Annotated in this window: 14 protein-coding genes; 8 read left to right on the forward strand and 6 right to left on the reverse strand. The window is 74.0% G+C overall.

Annotated elements, in window-relative coordinates:
• The first annotated feature begins 318 nt into the window (after positions 1-318).
• Positions 319-1,896, forward strand: a complete 1,578-nt coding sequence (gene lnt, locus ACIRRH_RS19500) for an apolipoprotein N-acyltransferase (RefSeq protein ID WP_403068604.1) — start codon at positions 319-321, stop codon at positions 1,894-1,896.
• Here lnt and ACIRRH_RS19505 read toward each other — a convergent pair.
• From ACIRRH_RS19505 to gdhA, 3 genes are all read right to left on the reverse strand, one after another.
• Positions 1,872-2,636 carry a VOC family protein gene (locus tag ACIRRH_RS19505; protein ID WP_403068607.1) on the reverse strand — a complete coding sequence of 255 codons (765 nt, stop codon included), beginning with the start codon at positions 2,634-2,636 and terminating at the stop codon, positions 1,872-1,874. The genes lnt and ACIRRH_RS19505 overlap by 25 nt on opposite strands.
• A 274-nt stretch (positions 2,637-2,910) precedes the next feature.
• Complete coding sequence (locus ACIRRH_RS19510) at positions 2,911-3,786, reverse strand: GyrI-like domain-containing protein (protein WP_403068610.1); 876 nt, start codon at positions 3,784-3,786, stop codon at positions 2,911-2,913.
• A gap of 215 nt (positions 3,787-4,001) precedes the next feature.
• The gene (gdhA, locus tag ACIRRH_RS19515) at positions 4,002-5,405 is read right to left on the reverse strand and encodes an NADP-specific glutamate dehydrogenase (protein ID WP_403068613.1); all 1,404 of its coding nucleotides are present in this window, start codon (positions 5,403-5,405) and stop codon (positions 4,002-4,004) included.
• A 369-nt stretch (positions 5,406-5,774) separates the two neighbouring features.
• Between gdhA and ribA the strand changes: the two genes are divergently transcribed.
• Positions 5,775-6,404, forward strand: a complete 630-nt coding sequence (gene ribA / locus ACIRRH_RS19520) for a GTP cyclohydrolase II (protein WP_403068616.1) — start codon at positions 5,775-5,777, stop codon at positions 6,402-6,404.
• Positions 6,405-6,563: 159 nt separating this feature from the next.
• Here ribA and ACIRRH_RS19525 read toward each other — a convergent pair whose 3' ends face one another.
• The 3 genes from ACIRRH_RS19525 to ACIRRH_RS19535 form a co-directional block, all read right to left on the reverse strand.
• Positions 6,564-9,710, reverse strand: a complete 3,147-nt coding sequence (locus ACIRRH_RS19525) for a hypothetical protein (protein WP_403068619.1) — start codon at positions 9,708-9,710, stop codon at positions 6,564-6,566.
• A gap of 674 nt (positions 9,711-10,384) precedes the next feature.
• Positions 10,385-12,502 (reverse strand): putative bifunctional diguanylate cyclase/phosphodiesterase, encoded by a 2,118-nt coding sequence (locus ACIRRH_RS19530; protein ID WP_403068622.1) that lies wholly within the window; start codon positions 12,500-12,502, stop codon positions 10,385-10,387.
• A gap of 229 nt (positions 12,503-12,731) precedes the next feature.
• Complete coding sequence (locus ACIRRH_RS19535) at positions 12,732-13,538, reverse strand: SAM-dependent methyltransferase (protein ID WP_403068625.1); 807 nt, start codon at positions 13,536-13,538, stop codon at positions 12,732-12,734.
• Between the two features lie 247 nt (positions 13,539-13,785).
• On the opposite strand from ACIRRH_RS19535, the gene ACIRRH_RS19540 reads away from it, so the two are divergent.
• From ACIRRH_RS19540 to egtD, 6 genes are all read left to right on the forward strand, one after another.
• Positions 13,786-14,253: an SRPBCC family protein gene (locus ACIRRH_RS19540; protein WP_403068628.1), complete on the forward strand. Its 468-nt coding sequence runs from the start codon at positions 13,786-13,788 to the stop codon at positions 14,251-14,253.
• A complete protein-coding gene (locus ACIRRH_RS19545; protein ID WP_403068631.1) occupies positions 14,250-15,473 on the forward strand; it encodes an aminotransferase class I/II-fold pyridoxal phosphate-dependent enzyme in 1,224 nt (407 codons plus the stop codon). The genes ACIRRH_RS19540 and ACIRRH_RS19545 overlap by 4 nt, the downstream gene beginning before the upstream one ends.
• Positions 15,474-15,765: 292 nt before the next feature.
• Positions 15,766-17,037 carry an ergothioneine biosynthesis glutamate--cysteine ligase EgtA gene (egtA, locus tag ACIRRH_RS19550; protein WP_403068634.1) on the forward strand — a complete coding sequence of 424 codons (1,272 nt, stop codon included), beginning with the start codon at positions 15,766-15,768 and terminating at the stop codon, positions 17,035-17,037.
• Positions 17,034-18,422 carry an ergothioneine biosynthesis protein EgtB gene (gene egtB / locus ACIRRH_RS19555; RefSeq protein WP_403068637.1) on the forward strand — a complete coding sequence of 463 codons (1,389 nt, stop codon included), beginning with the start codon at positions 17,034-17,036 and terminating at the stop codon, positions 18,420-18,422. The genes egtA and egtB overlap by 4 nt, the downstream gene beginning before the upstream one ends.
• Positions 18,422-19,171, forward strand: a complete 750-nt coding sequence (gene egtC, locus ACIRRH_RS19560; protein WP_403068639.1) for an ergothioneine biosynthesis protein EgtC — start codon at positions 18,422-18,424, stop codon at positions 19,169-19,171. The genes egtB and egtC overlap by 1 nt, the downstream gene beginning before the upstream one ends.
• A 44-nt stretch (positions 19,172-19,215) precedes the next feature.
• On the forward strand, positions 19,216-20,187 hold the full coding sequence (gene egtD, locus ACIRRH_RS19565) for an L-histidine N(alpha)-methyltransferase (protein ID WP_403068642.1): 972 nt from the start codon (positions 19,216-19,218) through the stop codon (positions 20,185-20,187).
• Positions 20,188-20,210 lie beyond the last annotated feature (23 nt).

Below are 20,210 nucleotides of genomic sequence, written 5' to 3' on the forward strand. Positions count from 1 at the left end.
AACCCCCGCACCCCGCCACCCAGTTGGCAAGAAACGCAACAAAACAGACACGCGCGTGCGCGGCGCAGCACAGCACCAGCCTTAAAGATCAAGCTGAGGGCACGCGAGGCGGGACAGGGGCGGCCTCCGCAGGCCCGCCCCCGGCCCGCCCCCGGCTGGTGCCCTGCTTGCGCCTGGCCTGCCCTGGATCCGCCGCTGGATCCGCCACTGGATCGCCAGTTCGACTGAGGCCACTGGTTCCACACGTGGTGTTCAATTCACCCGTTCGGCCGAGCGGCGTACTGGTGGTGCACGCCCTCCCGGCGGACAATACGGATCATGTCGCGTCGCTCCGCTCCCACCAGCCCGGCCCTGAGCACGCCTGCCACCGAGGAACGGGAGCCGCACGCGCCGCACCGGTACCGCGCGCGGATCGGTGCGCTGGCGGCCGGAGCGGTTCCGGTACTCGCCTTCCCCGTGCCCGGTCAGGCCTGGCTGGCCTGGATCGCGCTCGTCCCCGGACTGCTGCTGATGCAGCGGGCACCCTCGGGCCGGGAGGCGGCGGTGCGCGGCTGGTGGTTCGGCACGGGGTTCATCCTGACCGCGATGTACTGGCTGGTCCCGTCCATCGGGCCGGGGCTGCCGGTGCTCGCGGTGCTGTTCGGGGCGCTCCAGGGCGCCGTCGGGTACACCGTGCACCGGCTGCTGCGCCCTCAGCTGACCGCCCGCCGGGCACTCCTGGCACTGCTGGTCGTGCCGGCGGTCTGGGTGACCACCGAGTACGCGCGGTCCTGGCCCGCGCTCGGCGGGCCGTGGGCGCTGCTCGGCGCCACCCAGTGGCAGCACCCGGCGATCCTGGGGCTGGCCTCGGCCGGCGGGATCTGGCTGGTCAGCGCGGCGGTGGCGGCGGTGAACACCGGGGTGCTGATCGCGCTGACCGAGGTGCGTTGGCGGCCGCGGGCCGTCGCGGCCGGGTCCGTCGTGCTGGTGCTGGTCTCCGGCCCGCTGCTGTTCGCGCTGCGCGAGGCGCCCGCCGGAGACGGGGCCGTGACCGTGGCGCTGGTCCAGCCCGGCATCGTGGAGGACCCGCAGGCCCGGTTCGAGGCGAGCGCGCGGATAACGGCCGGACTGGTCGGACAGCCGGTGGACCTGGTCGTGTGGGGCGAGAGCAGCACCACCGCCGACCTGGACCGGGACCCGGCCGCGCTGGACACCCTGCGCGGGCTCGCCGCGACCACCGGCTCCGAGGTCGTCGCCGGGGAGGACGCACGCAAGGCGGACGGGCGGATCTCCAAGGACGCGGTGCTGGTCTCCCCCACCGGCGTGGTGGACCGCTACCGCAAGATCCGGCTGGTGCCGTTCGGCGAGTACATCCCGCTGCGGCCGGTGCTCGGCTGGATCGCCGGGGTCAGCCGGGCCGCGGGCGAGAACCGGGCGCCCGGCACGTCCTTCCACGTGTTGCCCACCACCGACCGGGCGGGCGCGCCGCTGCCGGTCGGGGCGCTGATCTGCTTCGAGTCGGCCTTCCCCGACATGTCCCGCACCGCCGCCCGGGACGGCGCCCGGGTGCTGGTCTACCAGTCCTCGACCTCGACCTTCCAGCGCACCTGGGCCCCCGAACAGCACGTCTCCCTGGCGGCGATACGGGCCGCCGAGACCGGCCGGCCGGCCGTGCAGGCCTCGCTGACCGGGGTCTCGGCCGCCTTCGACGCCCAGGGACGGGAGCTCGCCCGGCTCGGTACCGACGACACCGGCGCGCTGACCGTCCGGCTGCCGCTCACCGCGCCCGGGACGCTGACCTGGTACGACCGGATCGGCGACGTGGTGCCGCTGGGGGCGCTGCTGGTCACGGCGGGGGCGGGGTGGCGCTCGCGCGTCGTCCGGCGCGCCGATCAGCTCTCGCTGCCGGCGGTGTAGACGCCGAACGCGGCGCCCTGGGGGTCGCGCAGCACGGCGATCCGCCGGCCGCCCGGCACGCCGGTGGCGGGCATCAGCACGTCTCCGCCGAGCGCCGCCGCCCGGCTGACGGTGTTGTCGGCGTCGGCGACCGCGAAGTACGGCAGCCAGTGCGGCGGCACCTGGGGCGGGAAGCGGTCGTCCATCGTCAGCATGCCGCCGAAGTCCCGGCCGTCCAGGCCCCACTGGGGGTAGTGCTCGGAGGGGGCGACGGACCAGCCGAAGACCTCCGGGTAGAAGGAGAGCGCGCCGGCCGGGTCGCGGGTGAGCAGTTCCACCCAGCCGAGCGAGCCGGGCTCGTTGAACACCCCGGCGCCCTGGAAGGCGCGGGCCTGCCAGAGGATGAACACCGCGCCGGAGCGGTCGGCGGCCACCGAGAAGCGGCCGAGGTCGACGACGTCGGTGGGGTCCTTCAGGATCCGGCCGCCGGCCTTCTTGATGCTCTCGGCGGTGGCGTCGGCGTCGGCGACCGCGATGCAGACCGTCCAGGCGATCGGCTGATCCGGGGCGTAGCGCGGGGTGATGGCGGCGGCCGGGGCGTCCTGGACGAGCACCTGGGTGTAGTCGCCGTCGTCGGGGCGGGCCGCGTCGTCCACCTGCCAGCCGAAGAGCTCGGTGTAGAAGGCCCGGGCGGCGGCCGGGTCGGAGGTGCCCAGCTCGGTCCAGCAGGGGGCGTTGGTGGTCACGGAGGTCTGCTTCATGACGTCTGTCCTCGCAGCTTGCTCGGGAACTCGCGGGTTTTCGGCGCCTCGGCCCCCGCACCTCCTGCCCCAGCATGCGGGACGGGGCGGTCCTTGGCGGGCGGTGGTGGGCCGAACGGGGTGAGCGGAGTGGCGGCGGGGCGGCAGGGCGGCAGGGTGGACGGCGCGGGCGAACAGATGACAGCTGACAGATTTCGAAATCTGTCAGCTGTCATCTGTTACCAGTTATCCGATATCTGTCGGCTGTCGACCGTCGGCCGTCACCCGCGCCCGGTCAGCCCCGCACGGCCCGCGACACCGGGATCCACAGCTCCGCCTCGACATCGGCCGCCCCCGGGACGGGCCGGGTCCGGAGGATCTCCGGACCCGGCCGGGCCTCGTACGGGTTGGACGGGAACCACTGACTGGCCACGTCCCCCCACATCTCCTGCAAGGCCTGCGGGAACGGCCCGGTGTTGGTGAACACCGCCCAGGTGCCGGCCGGAACGTCGAGCACGTCCAGGTCCGCCGGGACGGCGACACCCTCGCGCGCCACCACCGCGTGCCAGTAGTCGAGTTCGGACCCCTCCTCGCGGTTCGGCGAGAAGTCGTCACTGACCGACAGGATCCCGGCCGGGTCGTCCCCGGACAGGGCCGCGATCCGTTCGACCGTCTCCCTGCCGAGTCCCTTGATGAACTCCGCGATCCCCGGGTTGATCCCCAGGTAGATCAGGGTGACCCGCGCCTTTCTCCCGACGATCCGGAAGTCCGGCTTCTCCACGATCCGGTATTCCATACTGCTGCTTCCCTCCACGACGAGTCGGAAGGACATCCGGGGCTGGGAAACGAGCACCGCACCGTCACGCCGGGCCTCCCCCGGCCCGACTCCGTGCATGGCCCGGAACGCCCGGGCGAACGCCTCCCCCGAGGAGTACCCGTACCGGACCGCGATGTCGAGCAACGTCCGCTCGTCGTCGAGGACTTCGGCCCCGGCGACGGTGAGCCGCCGGCGCCGGACGTACTCCGACAACGGCATCCCGGCAAGCATCGAGAACAGCCGCCGGAAGTGGTACTCCGACGTCATCGCGATCCGTGCCAGCTCGGCCACGTCGACCTCGCGGTCCAGGTCCCGTTCGATCCGGTCCATCGCCCGGTTCAGGTGCTCCAGCACGCCAACCCCGCCCTTCCCTTACTGACCTTCACCGTAGGAAGGACCCACCCTGCCGCACCCGACAATCGGTGCCCGCTCCGGTCGGGTGGCGATCGCCGGGTGACGGCCATCGACGGCGGGGATTCGGAAGCCGCGATTCAGCGCCCCCGATTCAGTGGCCCTGAATCACCGGCCCTGAATCCGCGGCCCTGAACCAGCGAGTCTGTTTCAGCCGCTCAGATCAGACCCTGGGCCAGCATCGCGTCCGCGACCAGCTCGAAGCCGGCGATGTTCGCGCCGACCACGTAGTTGCCCGGGTGACCGTAGCGCTCGGCGGTGGTGAAGCAGGAGTCGTGGATGTGCTTCATGATCCCGGCCAGCCGCTCCTCGGTGTGCTCGAAGGTCCAGGAGTCGCGCGAGGCGTTCTGCTGCATCTCCAGCGCGCTGGTCGCGACGCCGCCCGCGTTCGCCGCCTTGCCCGGGCCGAAGGCCACCCCGGCCTCCTGGAACACCCGCACCGCCTCCGGGGTGGTGGGCATGTTCGCGCCCTCGGCGACGGCCAGCACCCCGTTGCGCACCAGGGCCAGTGCGTCGGCCTCGGTCAGCTCGTTCTGGGTGGCGCAGGGCAGCGCGACGTCGCAGGGCACGTTCCACACGCCCGGGCCCTGGACGAACTTGACGTGACTGCCGCGCAGTCGGGCGTAGTCGGAGACCCTGCCGCGCCGGACCTCCTTGACCTCCTTGAGCAGGTCGAGGTCGATGCCCTTCTCGTCCACCACGTACCCGGAGGAGTCGGAGCAGGTGAGCACGGTCGCGCCGAGCTGCTGCGCCTTCTCGATCGCGTAGACCGCGACGTTGCCGGACCCGGAGACGACCACCCGGCGCCCGTCCAGGCTCTCGCCGCGGCTGTGCAGCATCTCGGAGGTGAACATGACGCAGCCGTAGCCGGTGGCCTCGGTACGCACCTGCGCGCCGCCCCAGCCGAGGCCCTTTCCGGTGAGCACACCGCTCTCGTACCGGTTGGTGATCCGCTTGTACTGGCCGAAGAGGTAGCCGATCTCCCTGCCGCCGACGCCGATGTCCCCGGCCGGCACGTCGGTGTACTCGCCGAGGTGCCGGTACAGCTCGGTCATGAAGGACTGGCAGAACCGCATGATCTCGGCATTCGAACGGCCCTTGGGGTCGAAGTCGGAGCCGCCCTTGCCGCCACCGATGGGCAGACCGGTGAGCGCGTTCTTGAAGATCTGCTCGAAACCGAGGAACTTGACGATCCCGAGGTTCACCGAGGGGTGGAAGCGCAGCCCACCCTTGTACGGGCCGAGGGCGCTGCTGAACTCCACCCGGAAGCCGCGGTTGACGTGGATGTCGCCGGAGTCGTCCGTCCACGGCACCCGGAACATCAACTGCCGCTCGGGCTCGCAGATCCGCTCGATGATCCGGGCGTCGAGGAGTTCGGGGCGGTGGGCGAGCACCGGCGCCAGGGTCTCCAGCACCTCGTGGACGGCCTGGTGGAACTCGTCCTCGCCCCGGTTGCGGCGGACCACGTCCGCGTAGAGCGCCTCTATCGCGCGCTGCTCGGCGTCGAGGGAGGGGGAGGCGGAGGAAACGGAGGAGACAGGGGTGGCGGGGGTCGTCGGCATCTGGTCAGGACCCTTCCGTGGTCGTCGATGGGCTTGCGCAGCGTTCCCGTGGGTCGGGGGGACGTGCCCAGGAAACGGGGGAAGTCTCGCAGTGTCCACACCCCGGTTCCCGCACCATCCACATGCTGGAAGACCCGGCGGGAACAGACGGGGCTGACGGGGTGTTGTGCGTCTCCGCGGTCGAGTCCGGCAACACCAGGCCCCTGGTTGTTCAAATTGGAACTACCTAGTACGGTCGACCTCCGATCCACCACGATCCATCCGGGTCCGATCGAATCCGCCCCGGTCCGTGCCACCTCGGCCTGGTCCGTCCCGGTCCGGTCCACCCCGGCTCGCCCCGGTCCATCCCCGATCCACGGAGGCCCACCCATGCCGCAGCCCGGCTCCGCCACGGTGCGCTCGCGTGTGCGCATCCCGCTGACCTTCCCCGACGGCTACCGCGCCGAGGCGGAGGTCTTCACCTTCCACGACCTCGCCGACGGCGCCGAGCACCTGGCGCTCGCCCTCGGCTCGGTCCCCGAGGGCGGGACGCCGCTGGTGCGGCTGCACTCCGAGTGCCTGACCGGCGACGTCTTCGGCTCGGACCGCTGCGACTGCGGGCCGCAGCTGCGCGAGTCGGTGGAACGGATCAGCGAGGCCGGCGGGTACCTGCTCTACCTGCGGCAGGAGGGCCGTGGCATCGGGCTGTACAACAAGCTGGACGCCTACGCCCTGCAGGACTCCGGCCTGGACACGTACGACGCCAACACCGCGCTGGGCCTGCCCGAGGACGGCCGGGACTACACGGCGGCCGCCCAGATGCTCACCGCGCTCGGCACGACCGGCATCGACCTGCTGAGCAACAACCCGGACAAGGCGGCACAGCTGGCCGAGCTGGGGATCATCGTGCGGCACCGGGTGCCGACGGGCGTGCACCTGTCGGCGAGCAACGTCCGCTACCTGCGGGCGAAGGTGGAGCGGACGGGGCACTCGATCGAGCTCTCCCGGCTGGTCGGCTGAGCGGGTCGGACGGACGGCAGCGGACAGCCGACGGAGTTCCGGCGACGGACGACAGATAACAGCTGACAGATTTCGAAATCTGTCAGCTGTTATCTGTCAGCTGTCGTCCGTCAGCCGTCGGCCGTCAGCCGTTCGCTGCCATCCGTCAGTGGCCATCCGTCACCCGCGCCCCGCCGGCCCCCGGACCGTCCGCAGGCCCGCGTACGCCGCCAGCGGCAGGGCCACCAGCAGCGCGGCCCAGAAGGCCCCGTGGCCCCACAGCCCCGCGATCGCCCGGAACGGCCCCTCGAACACCGGAATCCGCAGTGCCTCGACCGGCCCCAGCGGCCCGGGCCACGCGCCCAGGAACAGGGTGGCCGGCACCCAGAGCGCGAACAGCCCCCGGGCGGTGGCCGGCGTCCCCAGGGTGCTCACCAGCGACACCACCGCCAGCAGCAGGACGAACCCTGCCTGGTAGGCCGCACCGCTCTGCCCCGTCCCCCAGGAGCCGGGCGTCCGGTGCACGCCGGTGGCCGCGAGCCGCACCTCGACCGCCGCCCACAGCAGCAGCACCAGCACCGCCGTCGTCCCGAGCGCGAACCGCACCCGGTCGCGCGCGCCGGCACCGCCCGTCCGCCACTGCCCGGACGGCGCGCTCCACACCCGCTCGGCGGCGGTGGCCCCGGACGACCGCGACGCGCTGCGCGCGTCCAACCGCCGCCAGGCCTCCCGGACCTCCTTGCGGGCCTCATGAGCGGGCTTCAGCAGCCGGTTGGACGCCCGTTCGATCAGCATGAGCGAGACCACGACCGCCACCACCGCCGCGACGCCGGCCCAGCTCCCCATCCCGCCTTCGAACACGACCACCCGGTCGGCCACCGACTGCGGCGTCTCCAGGGCCGTCATCGGTGGACCGAGCCGCAGATAGCCGATGGCCAGGGCCCCGGCCCCGGTCAGCAGCGCCGTGCCGATGCCCACCCGGGCGGGGAAGAAGGCGATCACGGCGGCTGCGACGAGACCCGCGCCGAGCTGTCCGACCACCTGCCGGGCCGCGTGGTCGCCGGCCTTCCGCAGGTGGCCGCCGAAGGCACCGGCGGGCGAGAGGTCGAGCTTCTCCCCCGCCTCGATCGGATAGCGGAGCACCGCCCCCGCCCACAGCAGCAGCCCGAAGGCGAGGAGCAGCAGCAGGACCGCCCCGGCCCGGCGTGGAAGGGCGGTGCGGGCGTGCGGCCACCAGGCGGCCAGCCGGCCCCGCCAGTCCGCCGGCGGCCGCCGGCGCCGGTCGCGCCACAGTCGGGTCAGCCGTCCTTCCCGACGCACCCCGGCCTCCGGCTCGGGCCGCTCGGGCCGTCCCCGTCCACGCCTCCGCAGGGCCTCCGCCGCGACCAGGGCCGCCCGCCCGGCCGGCTGCGCCGGGTCGGCGCCCACCGCCCGGCGCCGCAGCGCGGACCAGCGGCGCCGCACGACGACCCGGGGAGTGGCCGCGGCCGGGTCGGGCGCCGGCCTGCGGGCGACCGTCCGTACGGCGGTGCGGGCGCCCGCGCCCACCGCCAGCGCGCCGTCCACCACCGTGGCGGCCACCACGGCCGCGAGCTCCGACACCCGCTCGGGCAGCGGCAGCCGGTGCAGTGCGGCGGGCAGCGGCGAGAGCCGGCCGAGCAACCGCGCGCGCTCCTCGGGCCGGATGCTCAGCCAGACCGCCTGCCGGTGCGCCTCCTCGCGCTCCTCCGGGCTGAGTCCGTCGCCGCCGCGCCGGCCGCCGCCGACGGTGCGGGCCAACCGGTCCACCTCGGCCAGCACCTCCGGCAGTCCGGCCAGCGCGAGCAGCCGCGAGCAGTGCTCGCCCGCGCACTCGGGGTGGAAGCAGTCGTAGCGGGCGACCACGGCCGGCGCCCCGCCCCGGACCAGTTCGTCGATGAACTCGGCGCCGTCCGGTTCGGAGACGACGCGTTCCAGCCCGGTGGTGTCGATCGGACGGTCGCGGTAGTGCGGGACGGCGCCCGGGGCGAAGGCCGCGCCCAGGGCGAGCACCGCGACCGCCGCCACGGACTCGCGCCGGGAGCCGGACGCCCGGGCCACGTCGGAGAGGTGGTGCAGGTCGAAGACGGTGTCCTCGACCTCGTCCCGCAGCCAGTCGCGCACCCGTTCCGCTCCCCCGGTGGAGAGCCAGCGGGCCGCCGCGCCGGAGTTCTTGAGCAGCGCCTCGGTGAGCCGGACCGGGTCGGTGAACGGGTTGCCGAGGAAGGTGACCGGCCGATGCGCCCGGGCCTGTGCCTGCGGCCGGCGGCGGATCACCTCGGGGGTGCCGCCGGCCAGCCAGCTCCGGACCTGCGACGCGGTCCAGCGGTCCTCCGGTTTCTTGGTGAACAGCCCTTGGAGGAGCAGCAGTCGGCGCGGGTCACGGACGGCGCCGAGGTCCACCTCCTCGCCCATGACCAGTTCCAGCTCCAGCTCCTGGTCGGCCGGGCGCTCACCGTCCGCGCCGACGAAGCGCGGGCGGCCGACGAACAGCTCGTACAGTACGTTGCCCAGCCCCCACCAGGGACCGGCCTGGTGGTTCTTGCCGGCCAGCTGCTCGGGGGCCATGTAGGCGACGGTGACCATCATCGCGGAGGTGAACCGGCGGCTGTCGGTGAGCCGGTCGACGCCACCGAAGTCGGCGATCACGAACTCCCCGGAGCCGCTGCCGGGGCGCACCAGGATGTTGGCGGGCTTGAAGTCCAGCGGGTTGCGCTTGATCCGCTGCTGCCAGAAGTCGAGCAGGGCGACGAGCTCGTAGACGATCTGCTCGGTGGTCCGCCGGTCGCCGTTCCCGCCCGCCCGCCACAGCTCGGCGACATGCGCGGCGAGGGTGACAGGCAGGTACTCCATGGCCACCCAGTCGACCTGGGCGCCGTGGTGGCGGACCCGGCCGAAGTCGATCAGGTGCGGGACGTGCCGGCGGAAGCCGTCGTTGCGCAGGTGGGCGAGCAGGTCGTGGTCCATCGGCTGACCGGCGACTGCCACCTTGACGGCCGCGTCGCCGCCACCGTCGGTGCGTCGGACGTACCAGACGGTGCCCTCGGAGCCGGCCCCGGCCCGGCCCAGCGGGATGAAGCGGTTCCGCAGGGCGTCCGGGAAGGCGCCCTCGAACGATCCGTCGGCGCCCAGGACGTCACCGAACCCGTCTTCGGGGCCGCCCGACCCGCCACCCGCCGCTCCGCCCGGGCCCCCACCCGGGTCTGCGCCGGGACCACCGCCCGGAGCGGGGCCGCCGGGCCCGATGCTGTCCTGCCAGGAGGGCGAGCCGGCCCCGGTTCCCGACCGGGGCCGGACGACCTCGGTCACCGCCTCCGAATCGGCGCCTCCCGGGTGCCCCGGTCGGCCCGGCCGGACCTCCGTCCGAGCGTGCGGGTCGTACCTCGGTTCGGTATCCGGCTTCCGGCGGGTGGCAGCCTCCGGGTCGTACCGCGGCTCGACGCCGGATATCCGGCGCGTCGCGGCCTCCGGATCGAAGCGCGGCGGGGTGGCGGGCGCCCGGCGGGTCGCGGCCTGCGGGTCCACCCGGGCCGGCGGGACGGCCCCGAGCCGGGACGACCGGTCAGGGGCGGCGTCGGGGCCGCGCCAACGCCCCCGGGACCACCGCTCCACCCTGCTCCGCGGCGGATTCCCCGGCTCGGCTCCGGCGGCCGACCGGGGCCTCGGCCCGCGCCGATCGCCCTCGGCCGGGTCCGCGTCCTCCGTCGTACCCATGCGACGTTCCCCTCCCCCGCAGCCCGGACCGGCGCGGGGCCGTGAGCGTGGACGCACCGGTGCCGGGGTGGTGAATTTGACGCGTCATCATCCCGCATGGCGGGCAGGGGTGTCGGGCGCTTTTCCGGATCAGGACCGACCCACCGCAGGACCGATACCGACGCACCCGTCCGCAACGGGGAACCGGCGCCGTCGACGCCGCGACGGGTACGGTGCCGCCTGCGCGCAGCCGCACCGCGGCCGGCGAGCAGCCGGCCCGCAGCGGGCCCTCAGCGCTCGTCGACCGGCCGCCCGTTCGGCTCCTCCACGATCCGCCGGGCGATCTCGCCCGGCGGCACCGGGCGCCCGAAGTGCCAGCCCTGCGCCCAGTCGCAGCCCAGGGTCCGCAGCCGCTCGGCGTCCCGGTGGGTCTCCACGCCTTCGGCGGTGACGTTCAGCCCGAGCGCGTGCGCCATCGACACCAGTCCGCTGACGATCCGCCACCCGGTGGACTCGTCCTTCCCCGGTTCGTGCAGGTCGCCGACGAAGGAACCGGCGATCTTCAGCCCGGAGACCGGCAGGTCGCGCAGGTAGGCGAGGTTGGACCAGCCGGTGCCGAAGTCGTCCACGGCCAGCGACACCCCGAGGTCGACCAGCCCGTGCAGAGTGCGCAGCGCCTCGTCCTCGGGCCCGACCACGGTCGACTCGGTGATCTCCAGCTGCAGCCGGGCCGGGTCCAGTCCGGTGCTGTCGAGGATCCGGCCGAGGTCTCCGACCAGGGCGGCACTGCGCGCCTGCCGGACCGCCAGGTTGACGTTGAGCTGCGGAGCGGCGTCGCCGTACTGCTTGATCCAGTCCGAGGCCTGGCCGCAGGCCTGCTCAAGCACCCAGCGGCCGAGCGGCATGATCAGCCCGGTCTCCTCGGCGGTGGTGACGAACTCGTCCGGGCCGAGCACCCCGAGCTGCGGGTGACGCCAGCGCACCAACGCCTCCACGGCGGCCAGCCGGCCGTCCGCGAGGCGGTAGAGCGGCTGGTAGTCGATGAAGAACTCGCCGCGGTCGAGGGCCGCGGGCATCCGCACCGACACCGCGTAGCGGCTGACCGCCCGGGCGTTCTCCTTGGGGTCGAACAGGGTCCAGCGACCGCGACCGGCCTCCTTGGCGCGGTACAGCGTCAGGTCGGCGGCGCGGACGGCGGCGCCCGGAGTGGTGGTGGACACCCGCCGCTCCAGCACGCCGACACTGGCGCCGACGGCGAGCTTGTGGTCGCCGATCAGCACCGGCCCGGCCAGCGCCTTGAGCACGGTCTTCGCAGCGGCCACCGCTTCCTGCTCGCCCCGGCACTTCTCCAGCAGGACGACGAACTCGTCGCCGCCGAGCCGGGCCACCAGGTGGCCGAGCGGGCTGAGGGCGGCCTTCAGCCGGGCGGCGACGGCGGCCAGCAGCTGGTCGCCCATGTCGTGGCCGAGGCTGTCGTTGACCACCTTGAAACCGTCGAGGTCGACGTAGCAGAGGCCGAAGCGGGCGCCCGGCTCGGGCTCCTCGAACAGCTTCTCCAGCCGCTCGAAGAAGGCCGCACGGTTGGGCAGGCCGGTCAGCGGGTCGTGGGTGGCCTGGTGGCGCAGCCGCTCCTGGAGCCGGTAGCGGTCGGTGACGTCCTCCAGCATCGCGACCTGGTACTGCGGGGAGCCGTCGTCGTCGCGGATCAGCGAGACGGTCAGGTGGGTCCAGACCACCTCGCCGTCCTGGCGGTAGTACGGCTTGTCGAACTGGAAGTAGTCCCGCTTGCCGCTGATCAGCTCCTCGTACGCCTCCCACACCCCCGGGGTGTCCTCGGGGTGCACGAGGTCGCCGACCCGGCGGCCGATCATGTCCTCCGGGCCCGCGCCGAACAGCCCCTGGAGGGCCTTGTTGACCGCCATGATGTTGCCGTCGGTGTCGCCGATGCCGATGCCGATCGCGGCGCTCTCGAACAGCGCCCGGAACCGGGCCTCGGAGGCGCGCAGCGCCCGCTCGGCCTCCTTGCGGGCGGCGTCGGCGGCGGTGCGGATGGCCTCCTGCTCGGTCAGCGTGCGTTCGCGCAGGGCGGCCGCCCAGCCGGCCGCGAAGGCACCGGTCAGCGACGGGCCGCGGTCGTCGTGGACGGGCTGGGCCTGGAGCAGCTCGACCGCCCGGGCCAGCAGCACCGGGTCGGTGAAGTGGGCGTCGACCAGTTCGGCGCCGGCCTGCGCGGCCAGCCGCGGCTCGAACGGCTCGTCCTCCTGGGCACGGTGCAGCAGCGCGGCGGTGCGCGCGACCAGCCGGCCGAGCAGGCCGGGGTCGACGGCGATGCCGTGGTCGGCGGAGAGCAGCCGGGCCCAGTCCTCGTGGAACCGCTCCGCGTTGCCGCGCACCGGGGTGGTACTCATCTGCTGAACCTGGTTCCTCTGCTGTGCGCGCCGGTTGCGGCGGGCCCGGCGACGGCCGCTCGGCCCGTACCGCGGCCGTGCACACCGCGGTCGCGAGTCCCGCGGCCGTGCGTCTCACTGCCGCGGATCCCGCGGTCGCGAGTCCCGCTGCCGCCCGTACCCGGCGCCGCGCTCCCGGCGGCCGCCGCGCGGGGCGTACGGCCGTCGGTGCCTCGTCCGTCGCGTCCGATCAAGGGCGGAACCCCACGCCCGCCACCCCGGTCATCCGCTCGGGGTGCTCGCCGACCGTACCGGGCTGGTCCGGGCGCCACAGCGGCAGGTAGACCACGCCCGGCTCGACCAGCTCGAAGCCGGAGAACATCGCGGTGATCTGCTCGTGGGTGCGCATGGTCAGCGGGGTCGGCGTCCGCCGGTAGAGCTTCTGGTGGTCCTCGGCCTGGTCCGGGCGGCCCTCCAGAGAGGCGTGCGAGAGCACCAGCGCGCTGCCGGGCGGGAGGGCGTCGCGGATCACACCGATCTGCTTCCACGGGTCGTCTTCGTCGCCGACGAAGTGGGCGACGGCGACCAGCAGCACGCCCACCGGCTCGCCGGCCGCCAGCAGCTCGGCGACCTCGGGACGGGCCAGCAGGTCGGTGGCGTCGCGCAGGTCGGACTGGACGACGGCGCTGCCCGGATCGTCCTCCAGCAGCAGGCGGCTGTGCGCGACGGCGACCGGGTCGCGGTCCACGTAGACGACCGTCGCCTCGGGGCGGATCGCGCGGGCGATCTCGTGCACCGCTCCGAAGGTCGGGATACCGGAGCCGATGTCCAGGAAGCGGGTGACGCCCTGCTCTGCGAGGAAGGTCACGGCCCGGCGCAGGAAGGCGCGGTTGGAACGCATGATCTGCGGCAGCTCCGGCCACAGGGCGATCGCCTTGCGGGCCATCTCCCGGTCGACCTCGAAGTTGTGCGAGCCCCCCAGGTAGTAGTCGTAGACCCGCGCGGCGTTCGGTTTGTCCAGGTCCGTACCCTCCGGTACCCAGCTCGGTCGCCGCATGCCTGTGACTCCTTCACTCCGGTTCTGGGGTTGCAGCGCCCAGGGGATGCTGCCGTGACTGATGAGACTACAAGCACGGAAGATCCTCCCCTGCACCCCGAACGGGTGCAAGCGGAGTGCCCCCTTCCCGGCTGGCGGGCGTTTCCAAAACGTTCACTTCCGGGCCGGGTCCGAGCCGCGGACCAACTCGGCAACGTTCCAACAGCGTTCGCCCCTCCGCCCGACCGGGCCGGAATAGGGTGGGGCCGTGGATCCCAACCACTACCGATTCCGGGGCGTCTGGCGGCTCGCGGCTCCGGCGCCCGCCGTCTACGCGGCGCTGGAGGACGTGCGGAGCTATCCGCTGTGGTGGCCGGAGGTCCGCGAGGTCCGGCCGACCGGCGACGACTCCGGGGACATGGTGGTGCGCGCACTGCTGCCGTACCGACTGGCGATCGGTCTGGTGGCGAGTCGGCGCGACCCGGTCGCCGGGGTGCTGGAGGTGACCATGCGGGGCGACCTGGACGGGTGGTCGCGGTTCACGGTGACGCCGGACGGGCCGGGCGGCGCGGGCAGCGCGGGCAGCCGGGTGCTCTTCGAGGAGGACACCCGGCCCGGCAAGCCCCTGTTGCGCCGGCTCGCCCTGCCGCTGCACCCGCTGTTCCGGGCCAACCACGCGGTGATGATGCTCCGTGGACAGCGAGGGCTCGCGGCGTACCTGGCGGCGGACAGATGACAGACGACAGCTTTCAGCGAACAGATGACAGATTTCGAAATCTGTCATCTGTTCGCCACGCCTCCACCCCCGTACCCGCCGACGACCCCGACCCCGGCTTCGGCTTTGACGCCCCCTTCGACCGCGCCGGCACCGGCAGCAGCAAGTGGGCCCGTGCGGACGCCCCTGGGGTGATCCCGATGGGCCTCGCCGACATGGACCTGCCCGGCCCGCCCTCCGTCGCCGAGGCGCTGGAGCGGCGCGCCCGCCACCGCGCGTACGGCTACACGGCGTGCGACCCGGCCGGCCGCACACTGGTGGCCGACTGGTACCGGGCCCGGCACGGCGCCGCGGTGGACCCGGACTGGGTCCTGCTGCTGCCCTGCGGCCCCCGCACCGCGCTGCGCATCCTGCTGGAGACCGCACGGCCGCAGGCCCCCGTCCTCTTCCCCACCCCCGAGTGGGGCGGCTTCGCCCAGCTCTGCCGCGCGGCCGGCCTCCCGTACCGCGAACTGCCGCTGCACCTGGGCCCGGGCGGCTACCGGCTCCCGCGCGGCCCGCTCCCCCACCCCGCCGGCGCCGTGCTGCTGAGCAACCCCCACAACCCCTCCGGCACGGTGTGGTCGGCCGGCGCGGTGCGCGGTCTCGCCGCGCGAGCGGCCGAGAACGGTGCGCTGCTGGTCTCGGACGAGGTGCACGGCGACCTCACCCACCCCGGCCGGACCCACCCCGTCGCCGTCACCACCGTCGACCCGGCGCACCGGCACCTGGCCGTCACCCTCAACTCCGTCGGCAAGACCTTCAACTGCTCCGGCATTCCCAGCAGTTTCGCCCTCGTCCCCGACCCCGGACTGCGGGCCCGGCTCACCGAGGCGCTGGCCGGCTACGGCCTCTGGGAGGGCGGCCTGCTGGAACAGACCGCCCAACAGGCCGCGCTGCGCGAAGGCGCCCCCTGGCTGGACGCGCTGCTCGCCCACCTGGCCGCCGCCCGCACCCGGCTGACCGACCGGCTCGGGCCCGCCGTCCGCTCCGCCCCGCAGGCCTCGTACCTACTCTGGCTGGACGCCGCCACGCTCGGTCTGCCGCCCGCAGACGCCCGCCGGGCGCTGGTGGAGCGCTGCGGCCTGGAGGCCTCCGACGGTGCCGAGTTCGGCCCCGGCGGCCGGGGTTCGCTACGCCTGAACTACGCCCTGCCGGGGCCGGTGCTGGCGACCGTCCTGGAACGGCTGGAGCGCCTGTGACCCCGGCACATGCCCCGGCAGGACCCACCCCGCCCACCGGCCGGCCGGCGATCCCGGCCTCACCCGTTCGCCGCACCGCTGACCTGCAGGAACGAACGTTCACACGATTTTTGCGGGGCGCCCCGGCATGCTCCGTAGCAGACTGGGCAGGGTAGACCGGGCCGCAATCGTGATCCCGAGGATGGTGAGTCCGGTGATACCGGTATCCCGCACCACTCCGCCCGACCGGCAAAGCACGCCACTGCCCCCGCCGGGGGTGACCCCGCTGACCGAATCGGGGGCGCGCAGCCACGTGTCGGGCGTCTGTTTCAAGATCGGACCGCCCCGCCTGGTGGGTGTGGAGGTCGAGTGGTTCGTCCATGACGATCGATGTCCCTCCCGGCCCGTACGGCCGGAACTGCTCCACGCCGCACTGGAGTCGCTGCCCCTCGGCGGCCCGGACGGCACCTCGCTCCCCTCCGGTTCGCGTCTCACGCTCGAACCCGGCGGGCAGGTCGAGCTCAGCTCCCCGCCCGCCACCGGCCTCCTGGCCTGCGTCGAGGAAACTCGCCGCGATCTGACCGCCCTGCGGGCCGCCTTCGCGACGCAGGGCCTGCGACTCACCGGCACCGGGACGGACCCGCTGGCCCGCCCCCGACGGATGGTGCTGGATCACCCCCGCTACCTCGCGATGGAGCACTTCTTCGACTCCGCCGGGCCCTGGGGCCGGATCATGATGACCGGTACCGCGTCGGTGCAGGTGTGCCTGGACGCCGGCGACGCGAAGGGCCCGCACGCGATGGAACACCGCTGGCGGCTGGCCCACCGACTGGGCCCGGTGCTGGTCGCCGCCTTCGCCAACTCCCCTGTCCTGGACGGACGTCCGACCGGTCACCGGTCCACCCGGCAGGCTGTCTGGTCCCGGATGGACCCGACCCGCACGCTCGCCCCGGAGCCGGACCACGGCGACCCGCGCGAGGCCTGGGCACAGTACGTGCTGGACGCCCGGGTGCTGTGCGTGCGACGGCCCGAGGGCCTGCCCTGGACGGCCCCGGCCGGGCTGACCTTCCGCGACTGGATCCGCGGCGCGGGCGAACGCCCGCCCACGCTCGACGACTTGGACTACCACCGCACCACCCTCTTCCCGCCGGTGCGCCCGCGCGGCCACCTGGAGCTGCGGATGATCGACGCCCAGCCCGGGGACGGCTGGGTGGTGGTCGCCGCGCTGGTCACCGCCCTGCTGGACGACCCGGTGGCCGCCGACGCCGCGCTGGCCGCGCTGGAGCCGCTGGACCCCTTCGACCGACCGGAGGGGGCGAGCGGCCCGCGCCCGCCGCGCAGCGAGGTCTGGCGCCGCGCCGCCACCCTGGCCATGGCCGACCCCGAGCTGCGCCGGGCCGCCCTCACCTGCTTCGCCGCCGCCGACGCCGCGCTGGGCCGCCTTCCCGGTGCCGGGGCGCTGCGTAGCGCCGTCGCCGAGTTCGCCGAGCGCTACCCCGCGCGCGGCCGCTGCCCGGCCGACGACCAGCTGGACGCCCTGCGCTCCGGCACCCGACGCACTCCCCCGGAGGAGGCCGCACCATGACCCACGTCCGACCCCACGGGGACACCGAAGCGGGCAGCACGGACCGCACCGGCGCTGTCAGCGCCCCCGACGTCACCAGCGCCGAGGCGCTGCGCGAGAGCATCGCCGCCGAACTGCTGGCCGCCCGCGCCCGGACCGCCGCACTGACCGACTGCGTCGACGAGGGCGACCTCACCGCCCAGCACTCCCCGCTGATGTCCCCGCTGGTCTGGGACCTCGCGCACATCGGCAACCAGGAGGAGCTCTGGCTGCTGCGCAACGTCGGCGGCCGCGACCCGATGCACCCCGAGATCGACCCGCTCTACGACGCCTTCCAGCACCCGCGCGCCGAGCGCCCCAGCCTGCCGCTGCTGCCGCCCGCCGAGGCCCGCGCGTACGCCCACGAGGTGCGCGGCCGGGTGCTGGACCTGCTGGCCGCCAGCCCGCTGGAGGGCGCGCCGTTGCTGGAGGCCGGGTTCGCCTTCGGGATGATCGCCCAACACGAACAGCAGCACGACGAGACGATGCTGATCACCCACCAACTCCGCAGGGGCGAGCCGGCCCTGGCGGCTCCCGCGCCACCGCCCGTACCCGCGGACGCGACCACCCTTCCCTCCGAAGTCCTCATCCCCGCAGGCCCGTTCACCATGGGCACGGACACCGAGCCGTGGGCGCTGGACAACGAGCGCCCGGCACACGCCGTCGACCTGCCGGCCTTCCTGCTGGACACCACCCCGGTCACCAACGCCGCCTACCAGCGCTTCATCGCGGACGGCGGATACGACGACCCGCGCTGGTGGACGCCGGAAGGCTGGGAGCACCGGCAGCATGCCGGCCTGACCGCCCCGCTGTTCTGGCGCCACCAGGACGGCCAGTGGCTCCGCCGACGCTTCGGCACGGTGGAACCGGTCGTTCCGAACGAGCCGGTGCTGCACGTCAGCTGGTACGAGGCCGACGCGTACGCCCGGTGGGCCGGACGGCGGCTGCCGACCGAGGCCGAGTGGGAGAAGGCGGCCCGGCACGACCCGGCCACCGACCGCTCCCGCCGCTATCCCTGGGGCGACGGTCCGCCCGGCCCCGAGCACGCCAACCTCGGCCAGCGCCACCTGCGCCCGGCCGGGGCCGGGAGCTACCCGAAGGGTCAGTCCCCTTACGGTGTCCGCCAGTTGATCGGCGACGTGTGGGAGTGGACGGCCAGCGACTTCCGCCCCTACCCGGGCTTCCGGGCCTGGCCGTACCAGGAGTACTCGGAGGTGTTCTTCGGCCCCGAGTACAAGGTGCTGCGCGGCGGCTGCTTCGCGGTGGCACCGGTGGCCTGCCGGGGCACCTTCCGCAACTGGGACTACCCGATCCGGCGGCAGATCTTCGCCGGGTTCCGCACCGCGCGCGACGAGGAGCCGGTCTGATGTGCCGTCACATCGCTTACCTGGGCGAGCCGGTGGCACCCCAGGAGCTGCTGGTTCACCCGCCGTGCGGGCTGTACCGACAGTCCTGGGCGCCCCGGGTCCAGCAGTACGGCACCGTCAACGCGGACGGCTTCGGCCTCGGCTGGTACGCGGGCGGGGACGAGGTGCCCGCCCGTTACCGCCGGACCGGGCCGATCTGGGCGGACGAGACCTTCGCCGACCTCGCCCGGGTGGTCCGCACCCGGGCGCTGCTGGCCGCCGTCCGCTCCGCCACCGAGGGCTGCGCGCCGGGCGAGGGCGCGGCCGCGCCGTTCGCCTCCGAGCGCTGGCTGTTCAGCCACAACGGCGCGGTGGCCGGCTGGCCCGGAAAGTTGGACGCGCTGGCCGCCCTGCTCCCCCCGGCCGAGCTGCTGGACCTGGAGGCGCGCACCGACTCGGCGCTGCTGTGGGCGCTCACCCTGCACCGGCTGCGGGCCGGCGCCGGGCTGGGCGAGGCGCTGGCGGGCACCGTCGCGGACGTCACCGAGCACGCCACCGGGCGGCTCAACCTGCTGCTCACCGACGGCGTCACGATCGCCGCGACCACCTGGGGCGACACCCTGTACCACCGCACCCTGCCGGGCCTCGGCGCGGTGGTGGCCTCCGAGCCGTACGACGACGCGCCGGGCTGGACGCCCGTCCCGGACGGTTCGCTGCTGCTGGTGGACTCACGCGGCGTCACCGTGCGCCGCCTCCCCGGCCGTGACTGACCCCCACTCTCCCTTCATCTTCTGAACAGAGGAACCACCCTGTCATGGACACCTTCGATCTCACCCGACTGCTGCCCGCCGACCACTTCAGCACCGCGCTGCGCCACGACGTTCAGCACGGGCTGACCGCGCAGCCCAAGTGGCTGCCGCCGAAGTGGTTCTACGACGCGCGCGGCAGCGAACTGTTCGAGGAGATCACCCGGCTGCCCGAGTACTACCCGACCCGCGCGGAGCGGGCCATCCTGACCGCCCGGGCCGGCGAGATCGCCGCCGCCACGGGGGCCCGCACCCTGGTCGAGCTGGGCTCCGGCTCCTCCGAGAAGACCCGGCTGCTGCTGGACACCCTGCGCGCGCTCGGCACCCTGGAGACGTACGTCCCGGTGGACGTCAGCGAGAGCGCGCTGACCACGGCCGGCGTCGCGCTCGCCGCCGAGTACCCCGGGCTCGCGGTGCGCGGCGTGCTCGCCGACTTCACCGCCAGGCTCGGCCTGCCCCCGGAGGGCGGCCCACGACTGGTCGCCTTCCTCGGCGGCACCCTCGGCAACCTGCTGCCCCCGGAGCGCGCGGCCTTCCTGCGCGGCCTGCGCGCCGCCCTCGACCCGGGCGACTTCCTGCTGCTCGGCACCGACCTGGTCAAGGACCCCGCGGTGCTGGTCGCCGCCTACGACGACGGCGCCGGGGTGACCGGCGAGTTCAACCGGAACGTGCTGAACGTGCTCAACCGCGAACTGGGCGCCGACTTCGACCCGGACGCCTTCGAGCACGTCGCGCTCTGGGACGCCGAGCAGGAGTGGATCGAGATGCGGCTGCGCTCGCTGCGCACGCAGACCGTGAAGATCCCGGCCCTGGACCTGCCGGTGCACTTCACCCGGGGCGAGGAACTGCGCACCGAGGTGTCGGCCAAGTTCCGCCGGGAGCGGGTGGCCGGGGAGCTGGCGGTGGCCGGGCTGCGACTGAGCCACTGGTGGACCGACCCGGAAGGCCGGTTCGGACTCTCGCTCGCCTCGCCGGCCTGACCGGCGCGCCCCGGGCGGCCCAA

Origin of the sequence: Kitasatospora sp. NPDC101235, from assembly GCF_044767505.1 — a bacterium.
In the GTDB taxonomy this organism is placed as follows: Bacteria; Actinomycetota; Actinomycetes; order Streptomycetales; family Streptomycetaceae; genus Kitasatospora.

Coding starts and splice junctions, on each gene's coding strand:
- lnt (WP_403068604.1), top strand. CDS start 319: ATGTCGCGTCGCTCCGCTCCCACCAGCCCGGCCCTGAGCACGCCTGCC.
- ACIRRH_RS19505 (WP_403068607.1), bottom strand. CDS start 2,636: ATGAAGCAGACCTCCGTGACCACCAACGCCCCCTGCTGGACCGAGCTG.
- gdhA (WP_403068613.1), bottom strand. CDS start 5,405: ATGCCGACGACCCCCGCCACCCCTGTCTCCTCCGTTTCCTCCGCCTCC.
- ribA (WP_403068616.1), top strand. CDS start 5,775: ATGCCGCAGCCCGGCTCCGCCACGGTGCGCTCGCGTGTGCGCATCCCG.
- ACIRRH_RS19530 (WP_403068622.1), bottom strand. CDS start 12,502: ATGAGTACCACCCCGGTGCGCGGCAACGCGGAGCGGTTCCACGAGGAC.
- ACIRRH_RS19535 (WP_403068625.1), bottom strand. CDS start 13,538: ATGCGGCGACCGAGCTGGGTACCGGAGGGTACGGACCTGGACAAACCG.
- ACIRRH_RS19545 (WP_403068631.1), top strand. CDS start 14,250: ATGACAGACGACAGCTTTCAGCGAACAGATGACAGATTTCGAAATCTG.
- egtB (WP_403068637.1), top strand. CDS start 17,034: ATGACCCACGTCCGACCCCACGGGGACACCGAAGCGGGCAGCACGGAC.
- egtC (WP_403068639.1), top strand. CDS start 18,422: ATGTGCCGTCACATCGCTTACCTGGGCGAGCCGGTGGCACCCCAGGAG.
- egtD (WP_403068642.1), top strand. CDS start 19,216: ATGGACACCTTCGATCTCACCCGACTGCTGCCCGCCGACCACTTCAGC.